Here is a 26,368-nt window from a genome sequence, read left to right as displayed (position 1 = left end):
CGATGTCGGGGGACCCCACGCTATACGGGACAATCATCCCCATGCAGTTCGGCGTTCTGGGGCCCGTCGAGGTCCGGGCCGGCGGGGAGCCCGTCGAGGTGGGCGGGCCGCGGGTGCGGGCCCTGCTGGCGATGCTCCTCCTGGACGCGGGCAACGTGGTCGGGACGGAGCGGCTGATCGACGGCCTGTACGGGGAGGACCCGCCCGACAACGCCGCGAACGCGCTCCAGTCGCAGGTCTCGCGGCTGCGGCGGGGGCTGGGGGACGCGTCGCTCGTCGAGGGTCGCGCGGCCGGGTACCGGCTGGCGGTCGATCGTGAGGACGTGGACGTCCACCGTTTCGAGCGGCTGGCGCGGGAGGGCCGCGCGCGGGAGGCGCTGGAGCTGTGGCGCGGGCCGGCGCTGGCCGGGGTCGCCGCGCCGTTCGCGGCGGGGCAGGTGGCGCGGCTGGAGGAGCGGCGGGCCGGGGTGGCCGAGGACTGCGCCGAGGCCGAGATCGCCGCGGGCGAGCACGGCGCGGCGGCGGCCCGGATGCGGCGGCTGGTCGCGGAGCATCCGCTCCGGGAGCGGGCGCGCGGGCTGCTGATGCGGGCCCTGTACGGGAGCGGGCGGCAGGCCGAGGCGCTGGAGGTGTACGAGGAGGCGCGGGCGCTGCTGGCCGAGGAGCTGGGCGCCGACCCGTCCGGCGAGCTGGCGGACGTGCACGTGGCGATCCTGCGCGGCGATCCGGCGCTGCGGCCGGCGCCGCGCCGGGCGCTGCCCGCGCAGCTGACCAGCTTCGTCGGGCGCGAGGAGGAGCTGGACCGGGTCGGCAGGACGCTGGCGGAGGGGCGGCTGGTGACGCTGCTGGGGCCCGGCGGGGTCGGCAAGACCCGGCTGGCGCTGGAGGCGGCGGAACGCGAGGACGGCGAGGTCTGCTTCGTCGACCTGTCCCCCCTGGGCGACGGCGCCGAGGTGCCGAAGGCCGTGCTGAGCGCGCTGGACCTGCGGGAGAGCGGGATGCGGCCCGGCGCGGAGGCCGTCGATCCGGTGGAGCGGATCGTGACGGCGCTCGGCGCGCGCCGGATGCTGCTCGTCCTCGACAACTGCGAGCACGTGATCGAGGCGGCGGCGCGGCTGGCGCACCGGCTGCTGGCGGCCCGGTCGGGGCTGCGGGTGCTGGCCACCAGCCGCGAGCCGCTCGGGATCACCGGGGAGTCGCTGCTGCCGCTGCCGCCGCTGCCCTTGCCGGCGGAGGGCGGCGCGGACGCCGCGGCGTACCCGGCGGTGCGGCTGTTCGCCGACCGGGCCGCGGCGGTCCGGCCGGGGTTCGCGGTGGACGAGACCAACGCGGCGGACGTGCTGCGGATCTGCGCGGCGCTGGACGGGCTGCCGCTGGCGATCGAGCTGGCGGCGGCGCGGCTGCGGGCGCTGCCCGTCCAGGAGGTGGCGCGGCGGCTGGGCGACCGGTTCCGGCTGCTGTCGCGCGGCGACCGGGCGGCGGCGCCGCGGCACCGGACCCTCCGCGCGGTGGTGGAGTGGAGCTGGGACCTGCTGGACGAGCCGGAACGGGCGCTGGCGCGGCGGCTGACGGTCTTCGCCGGCGGCGCGACGCTGGAGGGCGTCGAGGCGGTCTGCGGCGTGGACGAGGCCGACGAGCTGCTGGTCGGGCTGGTCGACAAGTCGCTGCTGCAGACCGACGGCACCCGCTACCGGATGCTGGACACGGTGCGCGCGTTCTGCGCCGAGCGGCTGGAGGAGGCGGGCGAGGGCGACCGGCTGCGGGCGGCGCACACGGCGTACTTCCTCGGGCTCGCGCGGCGCGCGGACCCGCACCTGCGCGGCGGCGGGCAGCTGGAGTGGCTGGCCCGGCTTGCGGCCGAGCACGCCAACCTGCACGCGGCGCTGCGCCGTGCCGTGCGGGACGACCCGGCGACGGCGCTGCGGCTGGTGGCGGTCCTGACCTGGTACTGGTGGCTGCGCGGCCGGGTCGAGGGCGGCCCGCTGACGCTGGAGCTGCTGGACCGGGTCGGGGTGGACCCGCCGCCCGGGATGGACGAGGAGTACATCCTGTGCGTCTCGAACGCGATCTCGGCCGGGGCGTCGGGCCCGGCGGCAGCGGCGGCGCTGGACCTGGCCACGGAGCGGATGGCCGGGCTGCAGTGGCAGGTCACCTATCCGGCGACCCTGGTGCAGTGGGCGCTCACGGCCGGTCCCGACCGGACCGACATCGAGACGCACGAGCTGCAGTCGGGCCGCGATCCCTGGTCGTCGGCCCTGCTCCGCATGAGCGACGGGTTCCTGCGGCAGTTCCGCGGGGACCTGTCGGGCGCCGCCGAGGCGTGCCGGGTGGCGCTGGAGGGGTTCCGTGCGCTGGGCGACCGCTGGGGGATGGCGAACTCGCTCGACCCGATGGCCCAGCTCGCCGCCTGGCAGGGGGACCGGCCGCGGGCGATGGAGCTGCTGAACGAGGCGCTCGGGCTGGTCCTGGAGCTGGGCGCGCTGGAGGAGCAGGCCGACCTGCTGTGCCGGCGCGCCGAGCTGTTCATCCAGGAGGGCGACCTGGACGCCGCGTACGCCGACTTCGAGGAGTCGCTGGGGGCGGCGCACCGCACGGGCGCTCCGGACAAGGTCGCGGCCGCCCGCTGCGGCCTCGGTGACGTCGCCCGGCTGCGCGGCGATCTGGAGACGGCCCGCCGGCTGTACGCGCAGGCCGGGGACCAGTTCACCACGTCCCGGTTCATCGCCTCGGCGACCCGGGTGGCGGCGCTGGTGGGGCAGGGCTGGATCGCGGTCGCGGAGGGGGACGTGGCGCGGGCCCGGCCGCTGCTGCGGCGGGCGCTGGAGATCAGTTTCGAGCATCCGGTGTTCATGAACCGGATCCGGGCGGTCGTCGGGCTGGCGGGCGCGGCGGTGGCGGACGGCGACGGCGAGCTGGCGGCGCTGCTGCTGGGCGCGACCGCGTCGCTGAACGGGGCGCCCGTCGACGGCGATCCGGACGCCGGGCGGGTGGCGGCGGGGGCCCGCGCGCTGCTCGGGGACGCCGCGTACGAGGCGGCCCTGGAGCGCGGCGCGGCGATGTCCGTGGACGAGCTGATCACCCGCTGACCGCGCGCTGACCGGTCCCGCCGGCCATGGTCAGCGGACGGTGCGGGAACGGTCAGCGCCGCCGCCGATCGTGGCGGTCATGAACGACACCTACCCCCTCTACTCCCCGGCCCGGAAATGGGCGACGTTCGGGCTGTGCCTGCTCGTCATCATGGTTCCCGCGCTGGACCTCACCGCGCTGAACCAGGCCGTGCCGCACCTGACGGCGGATCTGCGGCCGTCGGCCACGCAGATCCTGTGGATCGCGGACGCGTACGGGTTCGCGCTGGCCGGGCTGCTGATCACGATGGGCGGCGTCGGCGACCGCGTCGGCCACAAGCGGCTGCTGCTGGCCGGCGCCGGGCTGTTCGCGGCCACGTCGGCGCTGACCGCGTACGCCTGGACCGCCGAGACGCTGATCGCGGCGCGGTTCCTGCTGGGCGTGGCGGGCGCGACGCTGATGCCGTCCGCGCTGTCGCTGATCCGCCGGGTCTTCACCGACCCGAAGGAGCGCACGATGGCGGTCGGGGCCTTCAGCGGCGTCAGCGGGCTGGCGATCGGGCTCGGCCCGGTGCTCGGCGGCGCGCTGCTCGACCACTTCTGGTGGGGCTCGGTGTTCCTGATCAACGTGCCGATCATGCTGGTGGTGCTGGCCGCCGGCGCGGCCGTGCTGCCCGCCGGCCGCAACCCGCGCCCGGGCCGGCTGGACCTGCTCGGCGTGCCGCTGTCGATCGCCGGCGTCATCGGCCTGGTGTACGCGATCAAGGAGCTGGCGGCGCACGGCCCGAGCCTGGAGGTCCTGGCGGCGGCGCTGGTCGGCGCGGCGGGGCTGGCGGCGTTCGCGGTGCGCCAGGTCCGGGTCGCCGACCCGCTGATCGACGTGCGGCTCTTCCGCCTGGCGGCGTTCTCCGGCTCGGTGGTCGCGAACATGTTCGCGATGTTCGCGCTGGTCGCCCAGTCGCTGATCTTCTCGCTGTACTTCCAGCTGGTGCTGGGCTGGTCGCCGCTCCAGTCGGGGCTGGCCGGGCTGCCGGGCGCGCTGGGCGCGATGATCGGCGGTGCCGCGCTGGCGCCGCCGCTGATCTCGCTGCTGGGCCGGGCCCGCGTCGTGGCCGCCGGGCTGATCCTCGGCGCGGTGGCGTACGCGCTGCTCTCCCAGGCCGGGACCGACACCTCTTACCTGGTGCTGGTGGGCCCGGTCCTGCTGTCCGGGCTCGGCATGGGCATGGCCATGACGGTCACGGCCGACACCGTGCTGGCGACCGTGCCCCGGGAGCGTTCCGGCGCGGCGTCGGCGATCTCGGAGACCGGCATGGAGCTGGGCGGTTCGCTGGGCATGGCCGTCCTGGGCAGCGTGCTGAACGCGGTGTACCGCGACGCGATCGAGCTGCCCGCGGGCCTGCCGGCCGCGGCGGGGGCGGCCGCCGGGGACTCGCTGAGCGGGGCGATGCAGGCGGCCGCCGGGCTGCCGGAGCGGCTCGCGGCGCAGGTCGCGGGCGCGGCCGGGGAGGCGTTCGCGTCCGGGATGCAGGCCGCGATGCTGTGCAGTACCGGTCTCGCCGCGGCCGCCGGGCTGTTCGCGCTGGTCGCGCTGCGCGGGGTGCCCAAGGTCATCCCGGACGCGGCCGAGTACGAGGCGGGGCCGGGCGAGGCCGGTGCGGCCGTGCCGGCGGGCGCCGCGAAGTCCGACTAGCAAAAGTGATATCACTTTGCTAACTTGGTGCCATACGAAGGAGGCGCTGAATGAGCGAAGTGACCACCCCCGCCGGCCCCCCGGTCGAGATGCCCGAACTGGAGATCGAGGAGCGTCCCGCCCGGGACGCCAACGGCTGGCCCCTGCTGGGGCTGAGCCTGCTGCTGATCCTGGTCGCCGCCGCGGTGCTCGCCGGGGGCATCGCCGCCGGCGGCGCCGGGATCGCGGTCGGCGTCGCGCTCGGCGTGGTGCTGGCGCTGGCCGGACTGGTGATCATGGCCGGGCTGACCCCGGTGGCGCCGCGCGAGGCGCGGGTGCTGCAGGTCCTCGGCCGCTACAGCGGAACGGTCCGCACCGACGGCCTCCGCTGGGTGAACCCGATCACCGACCGCAAGAAGGTCTCCACCCGGATCCGCAACCACGAGACCGGGCTGGCCAAGGTCAACGACCTGGAGGGCAACCCGATCGAGATCTCGGCCGTGGTCGTCTGGCAGGTCGAGGACACCGCCCGGGCGGTGTTCGCGGTGGACGACTTCGTGGAGTTCGTCGCGTTCCAGACCGAGGCCGCGGTCCGCCACATCGCCGGCAGCTTCCCGTACGACTCGCACGAGCAGCTGTCGCTGCGCGACAACGCCGACGAGATCACCGGGAAGCTGTCGGAGGAGCTGTCGCTGCGGGTGGCCTCGGCCGGCGTGAAGATCATCGAGTCCCGGATCACCGGGCTGGCGTACGCCCCCGAGATCGCGCAGGCGATGCTGCGCCGCCAGCAGGCGGGCGCGGTGGTGGCCGCGCGGCAGCGGATCGTCGAGGGCGCGGTCGGCATGGTCCAGCTGGCCCTGGACCGGCTGGACGAGGAGAACGTCGTCGACCTGGACGAGGAGCGCAAGGCCGCCATGGTCAGCAACCTGCTGGTGGTCCTGTGCGCCGACCGGGACGCGCAGCCGGTGGTCAACACCGGTTCCCTCTACCAGTGACCCGTGGCCTCCGAGCGTAAGAAGATCCTGCTGCGGCTCGACCCCGCCGTCCATGACGCGCTGGCCCGCTGGGCGGCGGACGAGCTGCGCAGCACCAATGCCCAGATCGAGTTCCTGCTGCGCGCGGCGCTGTCGGACGCCGGGCGGATGCCCCGCGCCGCCGGGCGGATGCGGCGCCCCGGCCGCCCGGCCCGCAGCGACCCCGACGCGGCGCCGCCCGGGACCGCGGGCGACGATGGATCCGAGCCGCCGCCCCGCGGCGCTCCCCTGAACGAGGAGTAGCTCATGGTCGACGTTCCCGACTCCCTCCCGGCCCGGATGTACCTCCTGGCGTACGACCTCAACAAGCAGCGCATGGCGCTGAGCGGCGAACGCCTCGGCTACCTGCTGCGCGCCGCCGCCCTCACCGAGCTGTACCTGGACGGGCGGCTCACCGAGGAGCGGCGGCGCCCCAAGCCCGACACCCCGGGCGACGACCCGTACGGGCTGCTCGCCCAGATCACCGCGTCCAAGCCGCGGTCGTGGAAGTACTGGGTGCGCAAGGACAGCCGCGCCATGGTGCGGGCGGTCCGGGACGAGCTGGCCGACGCCGGCTGGATCCGGGTGCGGCCGCGCCGGGTGCTCGGGGTGTTCCCGGCCGACCAGGTCAGCGTGCGGGACCCGCGGGTGGTGAAGACGCTGTGGGGCGGCGCCTCGTCGGCGCTGCGCGGCAAGCCGGTGGCGCACGTCAACAGCTACGACGCGGCCGCGGTCGCGCTGGCCGCGGCCGGCGAGCTGCGGACCGTGCTGCCCAGGCCCGACCGGCGCCGGCACAAGCGGCGGATCGCCGAGCTGACCGCCCGGTCCGGCCCGGCCGCCCCCGCGGTGAAGAAGGCGCTGGCCGACTACTGGGGCGCCGCGGCCGGCTGACCGGTCCCCTCCCCGAGGGGGCCGGTCCCTCACCGCCCCGCGGATTGACAGGCGCGGGGCGGACCCGCGACCCTGAACTCGTTAGTTACCTGACCTAACGATCTGCACGGGAGGGCCGCCGGTGCCGGGGAGCGCGGAATCCGACCGCCGGGAGCCCGCCGCACCGGTCACGCCGACCGCGCCGGCCGCCCCGGCGCCGCATCCATGGCGGGTGCTTTCGGCGGTGAGCCTGGGCACGGTCCTCCTCGTCGTCAACGTCAGCACGCTCAACATCGCGCTCCCGGTGGTCGTCCGGCACTTCGAGGCGGGCGCCGCGGCGGCGAGCTGGCTGCTGCTGGCGTTCATGCTCGCCCAGACCGGGCTCCTCATGGTGTTCGGCCGGCTCGCGGACGTGCTCGGGCGGCGCGGCACCTACCTGGGCGGGCTGGCGGTCTTCACCCTGGCGAGCCTGCTCGCCGGCCTCGCCCCCAGCGTCGAGGTGCTGATCGCGATGCGGGTCCTGCAGGGCGTCGGCGGCGCGGTCCTGCTGGCGAACGGCACCGCCGTCATCGCCTGGGCGTTCGGGCCCGCCCGGCTGAGCCAGGGCATGGGCGTCTACCTGGGGGTGCTGGGCGCGGCGCCGCTGCTGGGGCCGTCCATCGGCGGCTACCTGGCCGAGACGGCGGGCTGGCAGTGGGTGTTCTGGTTCAACGTCCCGCTCGGGCTCCTGGCGCTGGCCTGGGGCTCCTTCTCCCTCCCGGCGGTCCCGCGCGGGCCGCGCGAGCCGATCGACGTGCTCGGCGCGGTGCTGCTGATCGGCTGGCTGGGCGGGCTGGTCGTGGCGTTCTCCGAGGCCGGCGCGGGCGCCTGGACGGGCCCGCTCGCCATCGGCGGGGCCGCCGCCTGCGTGCTGCTGCTCCCGTTCTTCGCGCTGCGGCAGCTGCGGAGCCGGTATCCGCTGGTCGACCTGGCGCTGTTCGCCGACCGCGGCTTCACGCTGGGGTCGGTCGCCGCGCTGTTCAACACCCTCGCCCGGTTCGGCACGCTGCTGCTGCTCGCCCTGTTCCTCCAGGCGGTCAGCGGCATGACCCCGGCCCAGGCGGGCCTGGCCGTGCTCCCCGGCCCGCTGGCCGGCATGGTCGCCGCGCCGGCCGGCGGCTTCCTCGGCCGCCGCGTCGCGCCGCGCACGCTGGCCGTGGCCGGGTCGGCGACCGCCTGCGCGGGGCTGGCGCTGATGCTGCCGCTGCTGGCCGCGGACACGCCGTACTGGCTCGTCGCGCTCTGCCTGGTGCTGGTCTCGGCGGGCGGCGGCCTGTTCGCCACCGGCAACACCTCGGCGATCCTGGCGCGGGTCCCCGCCGAGCGTCTCGGCATCGCCAACGGCCTCCGGATGACCCTGCAGAACGTCGGGAACGTGATGAGCGCCGCGCTCTGCCTGGCGCTGGCGGCCTCGGCGCTGGCGCGTACCGAACGGCACCTCCTGTACGAGGGCGCGGCGGGCGCGCTGTCGCGGGCCTCGCTCGGCGACCTGGTCGACGGGTACCGGCGCGCGTTCGCCCTGCTGCTGGCGGCGTCGGTGATCGCCACGCTCACGTCGCTGGCGAACCGCCGCACCCGGGAACGGCACGAGGAAACCGCCGGGGCACCCGTTCCCGTTCCGCCGGAAGAAGGGCCCGAACGGCTGCCGGAACGAAAATCGCATGCCCGCCGATAATGGCCGCCCGTAGAGTGTCCGGATGTTCAGAAGGCAGCAGAAGAAGGACGATTCCCCGCCCTCGATTTTCGACCATGTACGCGCGCACATTCCCCCGGCGGGCCCCGGATTGGCCGAAGGCGGGGAAACGCTGCCCGATGAGGCGGACCACGGCGGCGTGAGGTGGGCGCCGGGCGCGCGTGACGGCGTTCTCACCCACCACTGGGGCGGCGGCGCCGACCCCGGGGAGCTGGAGCGGCTGTCGGCCGCGCTGATGGCCGCCGCCGCCGGCGAGTCCGGTCCCGAGGCGGTGGCCGACGCGGCCGCGGAGCTTTCGGTCGTCGCGCTGGTGGACGACCTCCTGAGCCGGGTGGTGTCGGCGGACGTCGACGCGGAGCGGGTCTACGACCTGGCGTACACGCTGGCGACCACGGAGCGGCGGCGCGAGCCGGTCAAGCTCGGCATCGCGCTGCTCGGCCTGTTCGACGCGGCCCACCACCGCGACGAGCTGCTGGTCCTGGGCCGGCACGACGAGTTCACCCTCTTCGCGATGGTGGCGCTCGGGAACGGCGACGCCGGCGTCGAGGACGTCCTGTGGCCGCTGGCCCGCCAGGTCGAGGGCTGGGGCCGGATCCATCTCGTGGAACGGCTCGCCGGCAGCGAGGATCCGCGGCTGCGGGAATGGATCCTCCGCGAGGGATTCCGCAACGACGTGATGAACGAGTACCTCGCCGGAATCGCGGCCGAGACCGGCGACCTCGCCGGCGCGCTCGCGGGCGAGCCCGACGACGAACTGCTGTACGCGGCCGGCGACATTCTCGCCGCGCTCGCCGACCGGAGCGGCCCCATGGAGGGAATGCCGGGATACGCGGACGGGGAGCGCGCGGCCGGCCTTTTCCTCGGCCATATGGCGACCCGGGCGAACGACCTGCGCCATTTCCTGGCCGTGCACGATCTGCGCGCGTACGCCGAGGGCGCCTGGCCGGACCTGGCGGCCCGCTGCACCGAGATCCTCGACCGCCCGCTCTGGACCGGCCTGGCCGGGCAGGGCCTCCGTGCCGGGGACGAGAAGGAGTTCGGCCTGGCCGCGCGGGCCTGCCGGATCCTGGAGGTGCCCGCCCTGGAGGCCCACCTCGACCGGCTGCGCACCCGCGACCCGTTCGACGCCACCGGCTGGTGGTACGCCGCCGAGGAGGCGGGCCGGCGCGGCAGGATCGACACGGTCGCGGACCTCGCCGCCGAGCTGCTGCCCCTGGACCGCATCGCCGCCGGCCCGGCCGACGAGGCGGGGGGCGGGCCCGAGTTCAGGCCGCACGCCTGCCTGGACCACCTGCTCCAGGCGCTCGGCGAGCGGCCCGGCACGGGCGCCCCGCTCGTCTCGGCCGCGCTGGCGAGTCCCGTCGTCCGCAACCGCAACATGGCCGTCCGCACGCTGCACGCCTGGGGCGAGGCGGCCTGGCCCGCCGGAATGCGGGACGAGGCCGCCGCGGCCCTCGCCCGGGAGCCGGACGACGGCGTCCGCGGGCGCCTCCAGGCCCTCCTGGACGGCCGCCCGATCGACTGACCCGGCCGCGCTCCCCGCTATTCCAGGACGAGCTCGACGGGGATGTTCCCGCGGGTCGCGTTGGAGTACGGGCACACCTGGTGGGCCCGCTCGACGAGTTCCCGGCCGGTCTCGCCCGCCAGCGCGTCGGGCAGCTCGACCCGCAGCACCACGGAGAGCCCGAAGCCGGACGCCAGGTCACCGCCGATGCCCACCTCGGCGGTGACCGACACGTCCTTCACGTCGTGCCGGCCCGCCCTGGCCACGGCGGCGAGCGCGCTGGCGAAGCACGCCGCGTACCCGGCGGCGAACAGCTGCTCGGGGTTGGTCCCCTCGCCGCTGCCGCCCATCTCGCGCGGGGGCGCCAGCGGCAGGTCGAGCCGCCCGTCCGAGCTGACCGCGCGGCCGTCCCGCCCGTTCGCCGTCGCCACCGCCGTGTAGTGAGCGGCCATCGTTCCTCCTCCGCGTCCGGCGGGCCCGTCCCGCCTCGCACAACCGAACGTAGCACAACTAAGTTGTGCGCAACTAGTAACTGTGCTTCGTCCCACAACAGGGCGGTTTGCCGTGCAATCGGCGGGCAGACCAGAGCTATGGGGGACAGCGAGCAACGGAGACGACGTGGAGATCAATCTTGATCTTCGGTTCCCGAGGGACGCCGCGAGCGTGCCGGCGGTCCGCCGGCTCCTGGACGCGTCGCTCGACGTCCTGGGGGTCGAGGAGCCGATACGCGGGGACATCCGGCTCATGCTCACCGAGGCCTGCGGAAACGTGATCCAGCACGCCAGGGAGGGGGACGCGTACACGGTCCGGGTACTGATCATGGACGAGCGCTGCGTGATCAAGGTCATCGACCGCGGGCTCGGCTTCGAGCCGGGCAAGCCGCTGCCGGACGGCCCGGTCGCGGACCTGACCGCCGAGCACGGCCGGGGCATGATGATCATGAAGACGCTGGCGGACGAGGTGCGGCTGCGGTCCTTCCCCGAGCAGGGCGCGCTGGTCTCCCTGGAGAAGAAGCTGCACTACGGGGGCGACACGCTGGGGCGCAGGCTGGCCGACCACGGCTGGCTCAACGGCCCGCCGCCCGGAAGTAGGGTGCGACTCATGAACGAGGCCGATCCCGAACTGCGGGAGTTCGCGACCAGGCTGTTCGACCTCGCCCGCCAGGGCGGCACCGAGCAGATGATCGCCTACCTGGACGCGGGGATCCCGCCCAACCTGACCAACGACAAGGGCGACACGCTGCTCATGCTGGCCGCCTACCACGGGCACGCCGACACGGTCCGGGCGCTGACGGCGCGCGGGGCCGACCCCGAGCGCGAGAACGACCGCGGCCAGCGCCCGCTGGCGGGGGCCGTGTTCAAGAAGGAGCCCGAGGTCGTCCGCGCCCTCCTGGAGGCCGGCGCCGACCCGCACGCGGGCCGCCCGTCGGCGTACGAGACCGCCCGGATGTTCGGCAACGGCGAGTTCCTGGCCTGGTTCGACGAGGCGGCCGCCACGGGCTGAGGCGCCGCCCCGCCGCACCGGCCCGGTCTGGCCCTGACGAAGGTCAGGCCCGGTCATGGCCGATCGGGCATGTTCTCGCCCGCGGCGGTCCCGCCAGGGTGGGGCCATGCGTTCAGCGATCACGATCACCGTCCTGGCCGCCGCCTCCGCGGTACTGGCGGGCTGCGGAGCCGCCGCCACCCCGGCTGCGCGAACGGCCGCCACGGCGGGCGAGGGTCCCGCCGGATTCACCCTGCCCGCGCCCACCGGGCGGCAGCCCATCGGCACCACCGAGATCCATCTGGTGGACCGCGGGCGCGCCGACCCCTGGGTGGCGGGCAGGCCGCGCGAGCTCATGGTCAGCGTGTGGTACCCGGCGGAACGGCCGGGCGGCGCGGCGCCCTACCTGAGGCCGGGGGTGGCGGCGGCGCTCGATAAGGGCGGCGCGCTCGGGATCTTCAAGCCGGGCGAGGTGGACTGGGCGGGGGCGCGCACGCACGCGGGCGAGGGCGTCCCGGCCGACGTCCGGCGCGGCGCCCGCCCGGTGGTGCTGTACTCCCCCGGCTTCGGCGTGCCGCGGGCCCTCGGCACCACCCTCGCGGAGGAGCTGGCGAGCCGCGGGTACGTCGTGGTGACGATGGACCACACGTACGAGTCGAACCCGGTCGAGTTCCCCGGCGGGCGGGTCGAGGGGCAGCGGCTGCCCGCGCCGGGCCCCGGCCGGACCAGGAAGGCCGTGGACGTGCGCGTCCAGGACACGCGGTTCGTCCTCGGCCGGCTCGCCGCGCTGCGCGCCGGCGGGAACCCGGACGCCGGGGCGCGGCGGCTCCCCGCCGGGCTCGGGCGGACGCTCGACCTGGCGCGGGTCGGCATGCTCGGGCACTCGGCCGGCGGGATCCAGGCCGCCGAGGCCATGCGCACCGACCGCCGCGTGGACGCGGGCATCGATATGGACGGCACGCTCCAGTACGCCGAGAACGACCTGGTCCGGGCGGCCGAGGAGGGCCTCGCCCGGCCGTTCATGCTGATGGGCGCGGCCACCGGCGGCGAGCCGCAGACCCACCGGACGAGCCCGTCGTGGGGATCGTTCTGGGAGCGGTCGACCGGGTGGAAGCGCGACCTGAACGTGCCCGCCGGAAGCCACTACACCTTCACCGACCTCCAGGCCGTGCTGCCCGCGCTGGACGAGCGGCTCGACGTCCCCGCCGGGGCGCGGCGGGACTTCATCGGCACCGTCGACCCGGAACGGGTCATGCGGTCCCAGCGGGCGTACGTGACGGCGTTCTTCGACCGGCACCTGCGGGGACGGCCGGCCCCGATCCTGGACCGGCCGTCGCCGCGGCATCCGGACGTGCGGTTCGTCCCCTAGCGCAGGACGAGGTCGTCGGGGGCGTGGCCGTTCTCCGGGAGGAGGATGCGGCGGGTGGGCAGCGGGATCTCGATGCCCTCGGAGTCGAACCGGCGGTGCAGCCGCTTCAGGAACTCGTGCTTAATCCGGAACTGCTCGCCGAACTCGGTGATCCGCAGGATGACCGTGAAGTCGATGCTCGACTCGCCCCAGGTGTGGAAGCGGACCAGCGTCTGGCCCTCCTTGACCGCGCCCTCGATCTCGGCCATCACCGCGTCGCCGATCTCGACCACGACCTTCTCGACGTACTCGAGGTCGGCGGTGTAGGCCACCTTGGCCTGGATGAGCAGCGACATGTCCTGGGCGGGACGGTGGTAGTTGGTCAGTATCGTGTCGGAGAACCGCTGGTTCGGGATCACCTCGATGTTGTCGGAGAGCGTGCGGATCGAGGTGTTCCGCCAGTTGATGTCGACGACGTACCCCTCCTGGCCGCTGCTCAGCCGGATGTAGTCGCCGGGCTCGATCGTCTTGGACGCCAGGACGTGCACGCCCGCGAACAGGTTGGCGAGGGTGTCCTGGAGCGCGAGCGCGACCGCCAGGCCCCCGACGCCCAGGGCGCCCAGCAGCGGGGTGATCGACACCCCGAGGCTCTGCAGCATCACCAGCATGCCGATGCCGAGCACCACGACCCGGGTGATGTTGGCGAAGATCGTGACGTTGGCGGCCACGCCCTGCCGGGCCATCGCGATCGAGGCCACGACCCCGGCGAACATCCGGGCGCAGGCCAGCGTGATCACGATGATCGCGACCGCGGTCAGCACGTTGGCGGTGCCCGACAGCGTGCCGGTCTTGAGGCTCAGGGCGTTCGCGGCGCCCCAGACGCCGGCGAGCAGGGACAGCGGCACCGCCAGGTCGTGCAGCAGCCGGGCGGCCAGGTCGTCCCAGGCCCACCGGGTGTCCCCCGCGCGCTTGTTCAGCCGTCCCGACAGCATCCGCAGGACGATCGCCACGACCAGCGCCACGGCGAGCACCACCGCGGCCGCGATGACCCGTGCCAGGTCCAGCGACTCAGGCATGCGTGATTCTCTCCCTCCGGGCGGCGGCTCGGCGGCCCGCCGCTCCGTTCCCACCGGCGCGCGGCAAAAGATCACCCTCGCGGCACCGGTTCCGATATCGCCCGATCGTAGTGACTCGGAACGGTGCCCGGGACGTTCCGCGGAGACTGGAAACCCTGTCCCCGGCGGGTCAGGCACCCCGACCAGCGGGGGCTGACGCGAAGCACGCGGGTCAGTACGCACGGTCAGGAGGCGGGCCGGGACGGGACCGTTCCGGGGGTGCGGTTACGATCGATCGGGTGGTAGATCTCGGTCTCATGCGCCGCCTGGGGACCACGGCGCTCGGGCTCCGCAACGGCCCCCACCGGGTGACGGTACGGCGCGATCTCGAAGTGCCGGCCGCCGACGGGGTCACGCTGCTGGCCGACCACTACGCGCCGGTGGACGTGGACCGGCCGCCGACGATCCTGGTGCGCTCGCCGTACGGGCGGCGCGGGCCGTTCGGGCTCATGTGCGGGCAGGCGTTCGCGTCGCACGGGTTCCAGGCCGTGGTGCAGAGCGTGCGCGGCGGCTTCGGCTCCGGCGGCGTGTTCGAGCCGCTGGACGAGCGCGAGGACGGCCTGGCCACCATCGCCTGGCTCAAGGAGCAGCCGTGGTTCGGCGGCACGTTCGCCATGCACGGGCCCAGCTACCTCGGGTACGTGCAGTGGGCGGTCGCGGCCGAGGCCGGCCCGGAGCTGAAGGCGCTGTCGATGCAGGTCACCGCGTCGCAGTTCCGCGACGCCATCAACGTCGGCGGCACGTTCGCGCTGGAGTCCACGCTGATCTGGGTGGACCTGACGTCCCGCATGAAGCACCCGCTGTCGGGCCTGACGACCGGGATCATGTCGCCGCGGCGGGCCCGCCGCGCCGCGCTGTCGGGCCGCCCGCTGGGCGAGCTGGACGTGCTGGCCACCGGCGAGCAGCAGCGGTTCTTCCAGGACCTGCTGGTGAACGGCCCGGACACCCCGTTCTGGGACAGGCGCGACTTCAGCCCGACGGTCTCGGAGGTGCGGGCGCCGGTCAACATGACCGGCGGCTGGTACGACATCTTCCTGCCCTGGCAGCTCAAGGACTACGCGGCGCTGCGCGCGGCCGGGCACCGCCCGTACCTGACGATCGGCCCCTGGTTCCACGCCGACCAGCGGATGATGCGCGGCTCCATCGGCGAGTCGCTGAAGTGGTTCCGCGCCCACCTGCTGGACGATCCGGGCGAGCTGCGCGAGCAGCCGGTGCGGGTGTTCGTCACCGGGGCCGCCGAGGAGTGGCGGGAGTTCCCCGACTGGCCCGTGCCGGGGATGCGGGAGCGGCGCTGGCACCTCCGGCCGGGCGGCGGGCTCGCGCACGAGCGGGCGGGCGAGTCCGAACCCGACCGGTACCGGTACGATCCCGCGCACCCCACGCCGTTCATCGGCGGGCCGACGCTGCTGGGCGACAACCGTCCCGTCGCCGACCAGCGCAGACTGGAGCGCCGCCGGGACGTGCTCACCTACACCTCCGAGCCGCTGGCCGCGGACCTGGAGATCATCGGGCCGGTGTCGGCCGAGCTGTTCGTCCGGTCCGACCGCGCCCACACCGACCTCGTCGTGCGGCTGTGCGACGTGGCTCCGGACGGCGAGTCGCTGAACCTCTGCGAAGGGATGCGGCGGCTCGTGCCCGGCACGCCCGAGGAGGACGAGGAGGGCGTGCGGCGGGTGGCGGTGGAGCTGTGGCCGGCCGGGCACCGGTTCGCGGCCGGGCACCGGATCCGGGTGCAGGTGGCCAGCGGCGCGTACCCGCGGGTGGCGCGCAACCCCGGCACCGGCGAGCCGATCGGCACCGCGTCCCGGATGCTGGCCGCCGAGCAGGAGATCTTCCACGAGCCCGGCCGGCCGTCCGCGATCGTGCTGCCGGAGATGCCGGCTCCACCCGCCTAGACCCGCCTAGGCCCGTCTGGACCCGTCTAGGCGCTCTTGCGGGCGCGGAGTGCGGCCAGCGCCTTGTCGGCGTGGACGTTCATCCGGATCTCGCTCTTCACGACCTCCAGCACGCGGCGGTCGGTGTCGATGACGAACGTCTGGCGCTTGGTCGGCGCGAGCGCGACGCCGCGCTTCACGCCGAACCGCGCCCGCACCGCGCCGTCCGCGTCCGACAGCAGCGGGTAGCCGAGCGCGTGCTTGTCGGCGAACTCCTTCTGCTTACCGACCTCGTCCGCGCTGATCCCCACCGGATGCGCGCCCACCTCGGCCAGCTCCCTCGCCAGGTCGCGGAAGTGGCACGCCTCGGCGGTGCAGCCCGGCGTCATCGCCGCCGGGTAGAAGAACAGCACCACCGGCCCCTCCTCCAGCAGGCCGCTCAGCGTGCGCGGCCGTCCCGTCTCGTCCGGCAGCTCGAAATCGTCGACCACGTCGCCCACCTTCATGCGCCGAACGTATCCCAGCGCGCCTCAGTCCAGGAGGGCGCGGATCTGTGGCGCGGACCACTTCTCGCGGGCGCCGGGACGGGCCTCCAGGTACGCGGCGGCGCGCTCGGCCGTCCAGCCGTGCGACTCGCGCAGCCCGTTCCCGAGCATGGCGAGGTACGCGGCGGCCGGCGCGTTCAGCCGGGCGGGGCCCGCGCCGTGCGGGGAGGTGAACGTCAGCATCGGGCGCCCGTCCCGCTCCCCCACCTTGACGACCGTCTCGTACCGGCCCGGGCCGAGCGTCTGGCGGCCGAGGGCGATCGCGTCCGACAGGTCGTGGTCAGCGCCCACCTCGCGGTGCATCTCCTGCGCCATCACGTCGCAGAACTGCTGGCGGGTCAGCAGGTACGCCCGCGCCGCGGCGCGCCCGGGCAGCGCCGGGTCGTAGAACGCGATGCCGCCGCCCCACGCCGGCGACTCGTGCGCGAAGTAGATGCCGCCGGGCAGCGTGACGGGACGCTCGGCCCGCGCGGGGCTCGCGTCGCGGCAGCCGGCGTAGGTGCGCGCGTTGCCCGCGGGCCGCCCGCCGGCGAGATAGCAGGCGAAGCGCTCCCGGAAGAGGTTGGAGCCGTACGCCACGTACCAGACGGAGTCCCTGTCGTCTTCGTCATCTTCGGTAGCCATCCGTACCGACCATACGAGGGCGCAACGCCCGCATCCCGCCCGAGGGTATGTCGGCGGTCATGGTTCCCCTTGTCCGGGTTGTTTTTCGCCGCGGGGACGTTTCATCCGGCTCCGGCCGGAAACACAAAAGATCGAGCAGGTGTCTACGACGCAGATACCTCCAGGTTGTACCTGTGTAAAACCCGGAGGTTCTCGTCATGCACCGTCCTTTGAACATTGCTCTCGTGTCCGCCTCCGACCTCGACGGCGAGCACGTTCAGGCGATTCATACCCGGGAGATCGCCCGCGCCCTCGGCCGGCCGGTCTCGGACGACAAGGACGGTCACCACGTCACGGTCTACACGCGCCGCCAGGACGCCGCGGCGCGCTCCCGGAGCCGGCTCGGCCCCGGGGCCGTGGTGCAGCGGATCGACGCCGGGCCCGCCCGGCCGCTGCCCGAGCAGGACCTGCTCGACCATGTCCGCGACTTCGCCGACGGGCTGCGCGAGCGCTGGAGCGGCGCGGGCCGTCCCGACGTCGTCCACGCGCACGGCTGGATCGGCGGGCTCGCCGCCTGCGCCGTAGCCCGCGAGATGGACGTCCCCTTCCTCTTCAGCCCGCACGGGCTGGCGGTGACCGAGCAGCGCGCCGGCCGGGCGGCGCACCCGGCCCGGCGCCGGCTGGAGGCCGCGATCGGCCGGGAGGCCGCGGCGGTGCTGGCCGGCTGCGACGCCGAGGCGAACACCCTGGTCCGGATGGGCGTCCCGCGCCGGAAGATCTCGGTCGTCCCGTACGGCGTGGACGGCGACCACTTCGCCCAGGTCGGCCCCGCGATGCCGCGCGGCGACCGGGACCGGCTGGTGGTCGTGGCCGCGGACCTGGCGGACGGCGGGGTCGCCACCGCGATCCGCGCGCTGGCGCACGCCCCGGACGCCGAGCTGGCGGTGGCCGGCGGCCCGGCCCGCGAGGAGCTGGAGAACGACCCGTCGGTGCACCGACTGCGGCTGCTGGCCAAGGAGCTGCACGTCGCCGACCGGGTGATCTTCCTTGGCCGGATGCCCCGCAAGACGCTCCCCCGGCTGCTGCGCACCGCGAAGCTGGCGCTGTGCCTGTCGCCGCACCAGCCGTCCCCGCTCGTCCCGCTGGAGGCCATGGCCTGCGGCGTGCCGGTGATCGCCACCCGCGCCGGCGGCAACGCCGACAGCGTCCTGGACGGCATCACCGGGCTGCACGTCCCGGGCGACCGGCCGGTCGCGATCGGCCGGACCATCCGCCGGCTGCTGGGCGAGGAGACGACGCTGCACGGGTACGCGATCGCCGCCGCCGACCGCGCGCACTCCCGGTTCTCCTGGGACCGGATCGCCGCCGAGACCGCCCGCACGTACGTGAAGGTGCTGCCGCCCGAGCCCGAGCCCGAGGTCGTGCCCGAGCCCGAGGTCGAGGCCGCCGAGATCACCGACACCGCCGAGAACGAGAGCACGGACGAGAAGGTGCCCGCCCTCGCCCGCTGAGGCGTGACGCCCCGAACGCAGGCCCCCGGATCCGTCCGGGGGCCTGCGTTTCGTCCGGGATGGGATAATCGGCGGCATGGGGGATGACGCGAAGGCGCTGGTCGGCCGTACCGCCGAGTTCGGCGCGCTCACCGGCGCGCTCGACCGCGCCGCGGCCGGGTCCGCCGGGGTCGTCCTCGTCAGCGGCGACGCCGGGGTCGGCAAGACGACCCTCGTCGGCGCCCTCACCCGCACCGCCCGCGAGCGCGGCTGCACGGTCCTGGTCGGCCAGTGCGCCGAGCTCGGCGAGAGCATGCCGTACCTGCCGCTGGCGGACGCGCTGTGGAGCGGTGCCGCCGACGACGTCCTGGCGGCGGCCCTGGAGGCGCGCCCCGTCCTGCGCCGGCTGCTGCCGGACGGTGACGGCGGCGCGGTCCCGGCGGGCGAGCTGGGCCAGCAGCAGCTCTTCGGCGCCGTCCTCGGCCTGCTCGGCGAGCTGGGCCGGCGGGCGCCGGTCGTGCTCGTGCTGGAGGACCTGCACTGGGCCGACCGCTCCACCCGCCACCTGCTGACGTTCCTCAGCCGGGTGCTGCAGCGCGAGCGCGTCTGCCTCGTCGGCACGTACCGCACCGACGACCTGCCCCGCCGGCACCCGCTGCGCCCGGTCGTCGCCGAGCTGCTCCGGCTGCCCGACGTGCGGGGCGTCGAGCTGGCCCCGTTCGGCGCGGGCGAGACCGCCGAGTACCTGGCCGCCCTCTCCGGCGACGGCGCCCCGCCCACCGCCGAGCTGGTCGAGCGGGTGCACCGGCGCTCGGAGGGCAACCCGTTCTACGCCGGCGAGCTCTACAGCGCGGCGCGGACCGGCGAGGAGCTGCCCGCCGGGCTCGCCGACCTGCTGCTCGCCCGCGTGGAACGGCTCTCCGCCGATGCCTCCCGGGTGGTGCGGGCCGCCTCGGTCGCCGGCCGCCGCGTCGACGACGAGCTGGTCCGCCGTGCCTCCGGGCTGGACGAGGCCGCGGCCGGCGAGGCGCTGCGCGAGGTCGTCTCCCACCAGCTGCTGGTCCCCGACGAGGCCGGGTACACGTTCCGGCACGCGCTGCTGCGCGAGGCGGTGTACGCGGACCTGCTGCCGGGCGAGCGGACCCGGCTGCACGCCGCGTTCGCCGCGCTGCTCGCCGACACCGGCACCGCCGCCGAGCTGGCCCACCACTCCCTCGCCGCGCACGACCTGCCGGCCGCGTTCGCCGCCTCCGTGCAGGCGGCGCGGGAGGCCGAGCGGATGGGCGCCCCCGACGAGGCGCACGACCACTACGACCGCGCGCTGTCCCTCTGGGACGCCGTGCCCGACCCCGAGCGGGCCGCCGGGACGGACCGCGTCCGCATGGAGCTGGCCGCGGTCCGCACGTCCGGCCGTTCCGGCGAGCCGCGCCGCGCCATCTCCCGGCTCCGCCGCCTCATCGCGGCCGAGACCGACGTCCGCCTGGGCGTGTCCCTGCGCGAGCACCTCGCCTACTACCTGAGCGACATCGACCAGGACGAGGAGGCCGCGGAGATCTCCCGCGAGGCCATCGCCATGCTCCCCGCGGACCCGCCCACCCGGGAGCGCGCCGCCGCCCTGGCCACGTACGCCCGCACCCTTTTGATCAAGGAGCGCCGGCCGGACATCGCCGGCATCGCCGAGGAGGCCATCGCGGCGGGCCGCGCCTCCGGCGCCCCCGACGCGGAGGCCAGCGGCCTGGTCACGCTCGCGATCCACCGCGAGACCCGCGACGGCGACCCGTCCGTGGTCGGGCTGTTCGCCCGCGCCCGCGACCTCGCCATCGGCGCGGGCGAGTACCAGATCGGGCTGCGCGCCGCGTTCCACCACGCCCGCGCCCTGTTCGACCGGGGCGATCTGGCGGGCGCCGCGGACGCCGCCGCCGAGATCCTCGACTTCACCCGCGCCAACGGCCTCGGCTGGAGCTCGTACGGCACCACCCTGCGCTGCCTGCAGTACCTCATCCACTACACGGCGGGCGACTGGGCGGAGGCCTCCCGGCTGGCGGCGGACTTCCCCGTCCAGGTGGTGCGGCCGGGAGAGGCGCAGGTCTCCGCGTACGCCCTGTTCACGGAGGTGGCCAAGGGCGAGGACACCGTTCCCGAGCGGCTCCGCTGGCTGGAGCCCCTGTGGGAGGGCGACGCGTACATCACGTTCGTCGCCCGGTCCCTCGCCGCCGAGCACGCCCTCTGGCGGGGCGACACCGCCGCCGGCCTCGCCGAGATCACGGCCGTGCTGGCGGTCGTGGACCCGCGCGACCCCCAGGCCATCCGGACCGCCGCCACCGCCCTGTGGGCGCATGGCGACCTCGCCGCGCGCGCCCGGGCGGCCGGTGACACCGCGGCCGCCGAGGCCGCCGCGACGGCGGCCGACGACCTCGTCGAGCGCGCCCGCACCGCCGCGTCCACGACCCCGGACGGCCGGCCCCGCGCCTGGCTGGGCCTGGAGGGCCACGCCTGGCTGGCCCGTGCCGAGGCCGAACGGGGCCGCGTCCACGGCGCCAACGACCCGGGCCTGTGGCGCAAGGCCCTGGACGCCTTCTCGTACGGCTTCACCTACGAGGTGGCGCGGTCCCGGTGGCGCCTCGCCGAGGCCCTGGCGGAGCGGGGCGACCGCGACGAGGCCGCCGCCGAGTGGCGCACGGCGCTCGGCGAGGCGGAGTCGCTGGGCGCGGCGCCGCTCGTCCGGGCGCTCCAGGACCTCGGCGCCCGCGCCCGGCTCGGCACCCCGGCCCGGCCCGCCGCCGGCGGAGGCGGGCTCACCGCCCGCGAGCGGGAGGTCCTCGCGCTGGTCGCGGCGGGACGCAACAACAAGGAGATCGCCGCGGCGCTGTTCATCTCCCCCAAGACCGCGAGCGTGCACGTCTCCAACATCCTCGCCAAGCTGGAGGTGACCAGCCGCACCCAGGCCGCCACCAAGGCGCACACCGAGGGCCTGCTGGACTGACGGCTCAGCCGAGGAAGTCGAAGCGGGTGCCAGTCCCGGCGTCCCGGGCGGCCTGGTAGGCCGTCCACGCCACGGCCAGGTCCTGCCACGGGAGCCCAACCGGGGCGTACACGGTGACCTCCTTGGCCTGGACCCGGCCGACGACCTGGCCGCGGAGCAGGTCGGACATGGTGCCCGCGGCGTGCTCGACGCCGAGGCCCGCGGTGCCGAGCACGCCCGTCTCCAGGGCCAGCGGGATGTCGTCGACGACGACGCGGGCGTTCTCCAGCAGGTCCGCCGACAGCTCGCCCTTGCCGGGCTCGTCCGCGCCCAGCGCGGTCACCTGGGTGCCGGGCGCGATGTCGGCGGCGTGCAGCAGGGGGCGGCGCGACCAGGTCGCGACGATCACGATGCCCGCGCCCTTGACGGCGGTGCGCGGGTCGGCGGACACCGCGGCGGGGCGGCCGCGGCGGGTGCCGTGCCGCTCGGCGAACGCGGCGGCGCGGCCGGCGTCCAGGTCGCAGACCGTGAGCGAGGCCGGTTCGCGCAGGTCCGACAGACCGGCCATCACCAGCTCGGCCTGGGCGCCCGCGCCGATCACCGTGACCGTGCGGGCGTCGGGACGGGCGAGCGCGTGGGTGCCGAGCGCGGCGGCCAGGCCGGTGCGCCAGGCGGTGACGGTGGCCGAGTCCAGCAGCGCCAGCAGCTCGCCCGTCTCCAGGTCGTGCAGGCACACGACGCCGCGCAGCGCCGGGCGGCCGCCGGGGAACTTGGCGTTCACCTTGACCGTGTACGCGGGGACGCCCTCGATCAGGCCGGGGAGCAGCGCCGTGGCGGTGCCGATGCCGGGGAGCGGCGCGACCGTGCGCCGCGGGCCCGCCGCGGCGGGCTCGGCGGTGAAGCCGCGGCGCAGGGCGGCGGCGCATTCGGCCGGGTCGAGCAGGCTTTCCAGCGCCGACCGGTTCAGCAGTAGGGTCACAAGACCATTCTCGGGGCCCGCCGCTCCGCGCGTCGAGTGAGAATCTCACATAATCGGAAACGTGTCACTGTGGTCGCCGGCGGGACAGGACCAGGTGGTCCCACTCGGTGAGCCAGTTGCGGCCCTCGTCGTCGATGAACGAGCCGGGCGGGGGCTTGACGTTGTGGGCGCGCAGCCACTCCCCCGGGCGCCGCATCGTCGGGCGCATGCCGCCGTCGCTCGGCATGAGCTGCGGCGGGATCGGGGCGGGCATCGCGCGCGGGGCCTCGCCCTCGCTCTCCATCTCGGCCAGGTCCTTCTCCTCGGCCATGCCGATCGGGCCCTGGCGGCGGGCGTTGAAGAACTGGTTCACGGCCGGGTGCGTGCTGGACAGGATCATCTCGCGGGGGCCGAACATGACCAGTCCGCGCCGGAACAGCAGCCCGAGGTTGTCGGGCAGCACGCGGGCGGTGCCGATGTCGTGGGTGACGATGAGGAACGTGGCGCCGAGCTCGTTGTTCAGGTCCACGAACAGCTGGTTGAGGTAGGCGGTGCGGACGGGGTCGAGGCCGGAGTCGGGCTCGTCGGCGAGGATCACCTCGGGGTCCAGGACGAGGGCGCGGGCGAGGCCGGCGCGCTTCTTCATCCCGCCGGAGATCTCGCCGGGCAGCTTGCCCTCGGCGCCGCTGAGGCCGACCATCTCCATCTTCTCCAGCACGATGCGCCGGATCTCCGACTCGCCCTTCTTGGTGTGCTCGCGCAGCGGGAACGCGATGTTGTCGTAGAGGTTCATGGAGCCGAACAGGGCGCCGTCCTGGAACAGCACGCCGAACCTGCGGCGCATCTCGTAGAGGCGGTGCTCGCTGAGCCGGGGAACGTCGCCGTCGCCGACGTAGACGTGGCCGCGGTCGGGGCGCAGCAGGCCGACCAGGTTCTTGAGGAAGACCGACTTGCCCGTTCCGGAGGGGCCCAGCAGCGCGGAGATCTCGCCGGCCGGGATGGTGAACGTCACGTCCTCCCAGATGACCTGCCGCCCGAACGACTTCCGCAGCCCCTCGACCCGGATCTCGACGCCCATGGCCTCTCCCAGGCGGGGCGTCCGGGGGCGGGAGGTCCGCAGCGCATGGCCGGCCCCCGCCGGTTCGACTGTACGACGGGCGGACCTCGCGCGGGAGGCCCAGCGGGTGACCTTATTGGACCACCGGTCCAGCCTTGACTACCCGGCGGTAACAGATACGTCCCGCACCCAATGTGCCCAACCGGTGACAGGATCTTCGGCACTTTCTCAACTTTCCCGAAGGATCGCTCATCTCCCAACATTTGCGGTGACCTCCGGCGCGCCATCCGGGCGCGCCCAACCCCCACTGGAGGCTCCGTGAAACACCGTCATGCCCGCATCCGCGGCACCGCGGCCATCGGCGCGGCCACCGGACTCGTGGCGACCGGCCTGGTCGCCGCGTCGGCCGCCCATGGCGCGGCCGCGCCGCCGGCCCCGTCCCCCGACCCGCAGGCGAGCGCGACCAAGGCCGCGCGCACGCTCGCGGGAACGCTCGGCGGCGCCACCGCCGGGTCGTACATCGACAAGGCCACCGGCAAGCTCGTCGTCACCGTGACCGACGCCGGCGCGGCCCGTACCGTGCGCGCCGCCGGCGCCGAGCCGCGCACGGTCGAGCGCAGCGGCGACGACCTGAAGAAGGTCATGGCCGCGCTCAAGCGCGACGCGACCGTGCCCGGCACCGCGTGGGCCGTGGACCCCGCCGCCAACCAGGTGGTGCTGTCCATGGACTCCACCGTCACCGGCGCCAAGCTGGGCAAGGTTCAGAAGGCGGCGCAGAAGCACGGCGCCGCCGTACGGACCGAGCGCGTCGCGGGCGAGTACCGCACGTTCACCGCCGGCGGCGAGGCCATCTACACCGGCGGCGGGCGCTGCTCGCTCGGCTTCAACGTCAAGAAGGGCGGCGAGTACTACTTCCTGACCGCGGGGCACTGCACCGACATCGGCGGCGCCTGGTACGCCGACCAGGGCAACACCCAGAAGCTGGGCGACACCGACGGCACCAGCTTCCCCGGCGACGACTACGGCATCGTGAAGTACTCGGGCACGCCGTCCGACTCCCAGGGGACGGTGTCCCTGTACGGCGGCACGCAGGACATCACGAGCGCGGGCGAGGCGACCGTCGGCCAGTCCGTCACCCGCAGCGGCAGCACGACCCAGGTGCACGAGGGCGAGGTGACCGCCCTGAACCAGACGGTCAACTACGCCGAGGGCACCGTCAGCGGCCTCATCGAGACGACCGTGTGCGCCGAGCCCGGCGACAGCGGCGGCTCGCTGTTCGCCGGCTCCACCGCCCTCGGGCTGACCTCGGGCGGCAGCGGCAACTGCACCACCGGCGGGACGACGTTCTTCCAGCCGGTCGGCGAGGCGCTCAGCGCGTACGGCGTCGAGGTGTACTGATCGCGTGAGTATCCCGTGAGTACCGCGTGATCATCGCGTGAGTCCCGTCGGCCCCGGCCGGGTACCGGGTCAGGGGCCGACGGGCACCTCGAGCGTCCGCAGGATCTCGGCGATGACCTCGGACCGCTTCTCCACCAGGTAGAAGTGCCCGCCCTCCCACACCTTCACCGGGACGGGCCCGGCGCCGGTGGCCGCGGACCAGCCGGCCGCGGTCGCCGGGTCCACGTGCGAGTCGGCGTCCCCGACGAACGCGGTCACCGGCACGTTCAGCGGCGGCTCGGGCCGGTGCTCGTAGTTCTCGATCAGCGCGAAGTCGTTCCGCACGTACGGCAGCACCAGCTCGCGCAGCTCCTCGTCCTCCAGCACCTCGGCGTCGGTGCCGCCGAGGTCGGCGAGCGCGGCGACCAGGCCGTCGTCGTCGCGGTCCGCGATCCGTTCGTCGCCCCGGTCGTGCGGCGGCCGGGCGCCGGACACGAACAGGTGGGCGGGCGGCGTCCCGCGCTCCTCCAGCAGCCGCGCCACCTCGTACGCCAGCACCGCGCCCATGCTGTGCCCGAACAGCGCGGCGGGCCGGTCCAGCAGCGGCGCCATCGCCCCGGCGATCAGCCGCGCCAGCTGCGCCGCGTCGGTGACGAACGGGTCGGACATCCGGTCGGCGCGGCCCGGGTACTGCACGGTGTGCATCTCCACGGCGGGGCCGAGCTCGCGCGCCCAGCCCCGGTAGAAGACCGCCGACCCGCCCGCGTGCGGCAGGCAGAACAGCCGCATCGAGGCCCAGGGTCGCGTCTCCACGCAGCGGAACCAGGTCACGAGATCAACTCCTCCTCTGCGGCCGCACGGGGCGCGGGGCCGCCCGGGGCCGGCCGGGGGTCGCGGGGCAGCGGCCACGGGGCCAGGCGGGGGTCCGGGACGAGCTTGGGCCCGGTGGTCTCGGCGGCCACCGTGAACCCGCGCCGCCGGTAGTTGGCCATGGCGTTCGGGTGATCGAGCGTACTCGTCCGCAGCCAGACCCGGGTAGCCGGGCCGCCTCCCTCGGCCCACAGCCGGCCGCGCTGCCAGGCGCGCCGCACGCACTGCTCGACCAGGTACCCGCCGTAGCCGTCACCCACGAACGCCGGCGTCAGCCCCACCAGGTGCACCTCGGTGTCCCCGCCGGGCTGGGCCTCCAGCTCGAAGAACCCGGCCAGCGTGCCCTCGGCCATCGCCAGCCAGGTCGCCAGCTCCGGCCGCTCCACCCAGGCCCGCCAGTCCTCGTACGACCAGGGGAACCGGTCGGTCCAGCAGACCGGGGCGCCGACCGCCGCGTACAGGGCGCGGCTGATCTCGGCGGACGGGCGGCGGGCGAGGGAGAAGGTCATCTCGACGGCCGGCAGCGGCGCGGGCCGCAGGTCGGCGGCGTCGAGCATCTCCATCGTCCACTCGGTGACGGCGGCGACCTCGACCGGAGGAGTCACTCACCCATCGCCTCGATCAGGCTCTTGGGGCGCATGTCCGTCCAGTGCTCCTCGATGTGGTCGAGGCAGGCCTGCCGGGTGTCCTCGTCCTTGGCCACCGTCCAGCCGGCCGGGACCTCGGCGAACGAGGGCCACAGGGAGTACTGGCCCTCGGCGTTGACCAGGACGAGGTAGGTGCCGTCGGGGTCCTCGAACGGGTTGGTCATCGTTGTGCCGCCTTTCGCGT

The 26,368-nt window shown here is 74.9% G+C and carries 22 protein-coding genes and 1 pseudogene; 14 read left to right on the top strand and 9 right to left on the bottom strand.

Annotated features, from left to right (window positions below):
* The first annotated feature begins 41 nt into the window (after window positions 1–41).
* The 7 genes from AB0881_RS19370 (at window position 42) to AB0881_RS19340 (ending at window position 9,877) form a co-directional block, all read left to right on the top strand.
* On the top strand, window positions 42–3,086 hold the full coding sequence (locus AB0881_RS19370) for a BTAD domain-containing putative transcriptional regulator (protein WP_366618340.1): 3,045 nt from the start codon (window positions 42–44) through the stop codon (window positions 3,084–3,086).
* A 79-nt stretch (window positions 3,087–3,165) separates the two neighbouring features.
* Window positions 3,166–4,758 (top strand): MFS transporter, encoded by a 1,593-nt coding sequence (locus AB0881_RS19365; protein ID WP_366618338.1) that lies wholly within the window; start codon window positions 3,166–3,168, stop codon window positions 4,756–4,758.
* Window positions 4,759–4,808: 50 nt separating this feature from the next.
* Complete coding sequence (locus AB0881_RS19360; RefSeq protein ID WP_366618336.1) at window positions 4,809–5,732, top strand: SPFH domain-containing protein; 924 nt, start codon at window positions 4,809–4,811, stop codon at window positions 5,730–5,732.
* Window positions 5,733–5,735: 3 nt separating this feature from the next.
* On the top strand, window positions 5,736–6,014 hold the full coding sequence (locus AB0881_RS19355; protein WP_366618334.1) for a hypothetical protein: 279 nt from the start codon (window positions 5,736–5,738) through the stop codon (window positions 6,012–6,014).
* A 3-nt stretch (window positions 6,015–6,017) separates the two neighbouring features.
* Window positions 6,018–6,641: a GPP34 family phosphoprotein gene (locus AB0881_RS19350; RefSeq protein WP_366618332.1), complete on the top strand. Its 624-nt coding sequence runs from the start codon at window positions 6,018–6,020 to the stop codon at window positions 6,639–6,641.
* A gap of 223 nt (window positions 6,642–6,864) precedes the next feature.
* Window positions 6,865–8,334, top strand: a complete 1,470-nt coding sequence (locus AB0881_RS19345; protein ID WP_366618330.1) for a DHA2 family efflux MFS transporter permease subunit — start codon at window positions 6,865–6,867, stop codon at window positions 8,332–8,334.
* 157 nt (window positions 8,335–8,491) lie between these two features.
* Window positions 8,492–9,877, top strand: a complete 1,386-nt coding sequence (locus AB0881_RS19340; protein ID WP_366618328.1) for a hypothetical protein — start codon at window positions 8,492–8,494, stop codon at window positions 9,875–9,877.
* 17 nt (window positions 9,878–9,894) lie between these two features.
* On the opposite strand, the gene AB0881_RS19335 is transcribed toward AB0881_RS19340, so the two are convergent.
* Window positions 9,895–10,308, bottom strand: coding sequence for an Ohr family peroxiredoxin (locus tag AB0881_RS19335; protein WP_366618326.1), 414 nt, complete (start codon window positions 10,306–10,308; stop codon window positions 9,895–9,897).
* Window positions 10,309–10,390: 82 nt separating this feature from the next.
* Here AB0881_RS19335 and AB0881_RS19330 point away from each other — a divergent pair.
* The 3 genes and pseudogenes from AB0881_RS19330 to AB0881_RS19320 form a co-directional block, all read left to right on the top strand.
* A pseudogene (locus tag AB0881_RS19330) lies at window positions 10,391–10,858 on the top strand (ATP-binding protein); the annotation flags it as partial.
* Between the two features lie 99 nt (window positions 10,859–10,957).
* Complete coding sequence (locus AB0881_RS19325; RefSeq protein ID WP_366618457.1) at window positions 10,958–11,359, top strand: ankyrin repeat domain-containing protein; 402 nt, start codon at window positions 10,958–10,960, stop codon at window positions 11,357–11,359.
* A 106-nt stretch (window positions 11,360–11,465) separates the two neighbouring features.
* Window positions 11,466–12,707 (top strand): lipase, encoded by a 1,242-nt coding sequence (locus AB0881_RS19320; RefSeq protein WP_366618324.1) that lies wholly within the window; start codon window positions 11,466–11,468, stop codon window positions 12,705–12,707.
* Here the strand turns inward: AB0881_RS19320 and AB0881_RS19315 are convergent.
* Window positions 12,704–13,762: a mechanosensitive ion channel family protein gene (locus tag AB0881_RS19315; RefSeq protein WP_366618322.1), complete on the bottom strand. Its 1,059-nt coding sequence runs from the start codon at window positions 13,760–13,762 to the stop codon at window positions 12,704–12,706. The two genes, AB0881_RS19320 and AB0881_RS19315, sit on opposite strands and share 4 nt — an antisense overlap.
* Window positions 13,763–14,040: 278 nt before the next feature.
* Here AB0881_RS19315 and AB0881_RS19310 point away from each other — a divergent pair, with 278 nt between their 5' ends.
* On the top strand, window positions 14,041–15,696 hold the full coding sequence (locus AB0881_RS19310; RefSeq protein WP_366618320.1) for a CocE/NonD family hydrolase: 1,656 nt from the start codon (window positions 14,041–14,043) through the stop codon (window positions 15,694–15,696).
* Window positions 15,697–15,722: 26 nt separating this feature from the next.
* Here the strand turns inward: AB0881_RS19310 and AB0881_RS19305 are convergent, their stop codons facing one another.
* A complete protein-coding gene (locus tag AB0881_RS19305; protein WP_366618318.1) occupies window positions 15,723–16,181 on the bottom strand; it encodes a peroxiredoxin in 459 nt (152 codons plus the stop codon).
* A 24-nt stretch (window positions 16,182–16,205) separates the two neighbouring features.
* On the bottom strand, window positions 16,206–16,844 hold the full coding sequence (locus tag AB0881_RS19300; RefSeq protein WP_366618316.1) for a histone deacetylase: 639 nt from the start codon (window positions 16,842–16,844) through the stop codon (window positions 16,206–16,208).
* Window positions 16,845–17,068: 224 nt separating this feature from the next.
* Here AB0881_RS19300 and AB0881_RS19295 point away from each other — a divergent pair, with 224 nt between their 5' ends.
* Both AB0881_RS19295 and AB0881_RS19290 read left to right on the top strand, forming a co-directional pair.
* Window positions 17,069–18,334: a glycosyltransferase gene (locus AB0881_RS19295; protein WP_366618315.1), complete on the top strand. Its 1,266-nt coding sequence runs from the start codon at window positions 17,069–17,071 to the stop codon at window positions 18,332–18,334.
* Window positions 18,335–18,410: 76 nt separating this feature from the next.
* Entirely contained in the window at window positions 18,411–21,296 is a 2,886-nt protein-coding gene (locus tag AB0881_RS19290; protein ID WP_366618313.1) for an AAA family ATPase, read from the top strand.
* A gap of 4 nt (window positions 21,297–21,300) precedes the next feature.
* Here AB0881_RS19290 and AB0881_RS19285 read toward each other — a convergent pair whose 3' ends face one another.
* Window positions 21,301–22,254 carry an ornithine cyclodeaminase family protein gene (locus AB0881_RS19285; protein ID WP_366618311.1) on the bottom strand — a complete coding sequence of 318 codons (954 nt, stop codon included), beginning with the start codon at window positions 22,252–22,254 and terminating at the stop codon, window positions 21,301–21,303.
* A 64-nt stretch (window positions 22,255–22,318) separates the two neighbouring features.
* Window positions 22,319–23,311 carry an ABC transporter ATP-binding protein gene (locus AB0881_RS19280; RefSeq protein ID WP_366618309.1) on the bottom strand — a complete coding sequence of 331 codons (993 nt, stop codon included), beginning with the start codon at window positions 23,309–23,311 and terminating at the stop codon, window positions 22,319–22,321.
* A 297-nt stretch (window positions 23,312–23,608) separates the two neighbouring features.
* Here AB0881_RS19280 and AB0881_RS19275 point away from each other — a divergent pair, with 297 nt between their 5' ends.
* Complete coding sequence (locus AB0881_RS19275) at window positions 23,609–24,688, top strand: S1 family peptidase (protein ID WP_366618307.1); 1,080 nt, start codon at window positions 23,609–23,611, stop codon at window positions 24,686–24,688.
* Between the two features lie 69 nt (window positions 24,689–24,757).
* Here AB0881_RS19275 and AB0881_RS19270 read toward each other — a convergent pair whose 3' ends face one another.
* The 3 genes from AB0881_RS19270 to AB0881_RS19260 are packed head-to-tail and all read right to left on the bottom strand — an operon-like array spanning window position 24,758 to window position 26,348.
* Window positions 24,758–25,498: an alpha/beta fold hydrolase gene (locus tag AB0881_RS19270; protein WP_366618305.1), complete on the bottom strand. Its 741-nt coding sequence runs from the start codon at window positions 25,496–25,498 to the stop codon at window positions 24,758–24,760.
* Window positions 25,495–26,142, bottom strand: coding sequence for a GNAT family N-acetyltransferase (locus tag AB0881_RS19265; protein WP_366618303.1), 648 nt, complete (start codon window positions 26,140–26,142; stop codon window positions 25,495–25,497). Before AB0881_RS19265 ends, AB0881_RS19270 begins: the two co-directional genes overlap by 4 nt.
* A complete protein-coding gene (locus tag AB0881_RS19260) occupies window positions 26,139–26,348 on the bottom strand; it encodes an MbtH family protein (protein WP_366618301.1) in 210 nt (69 codons plus the stop codon). Before AB0881_RS19260 ends, AB0881_RS19265 begins: the two co-directional genes overlap by 4 nt.
* Window positions 26,349–26,368 lie beyond the last annotated feature (20 nt).

The organism is Spirillospora sp. NPDC029432, from assembly GCF_040703975.1.
Lineage (GTDB): Bacteria > Actinomycetota > Actinomycetes > Streptosporangiales > Streptosporangiaceae > Spirillospora.
Note: the sequence above shows the minus strand (reverse complement) of the source record. Positions and strands in the feature narration are given on the sequence as shown.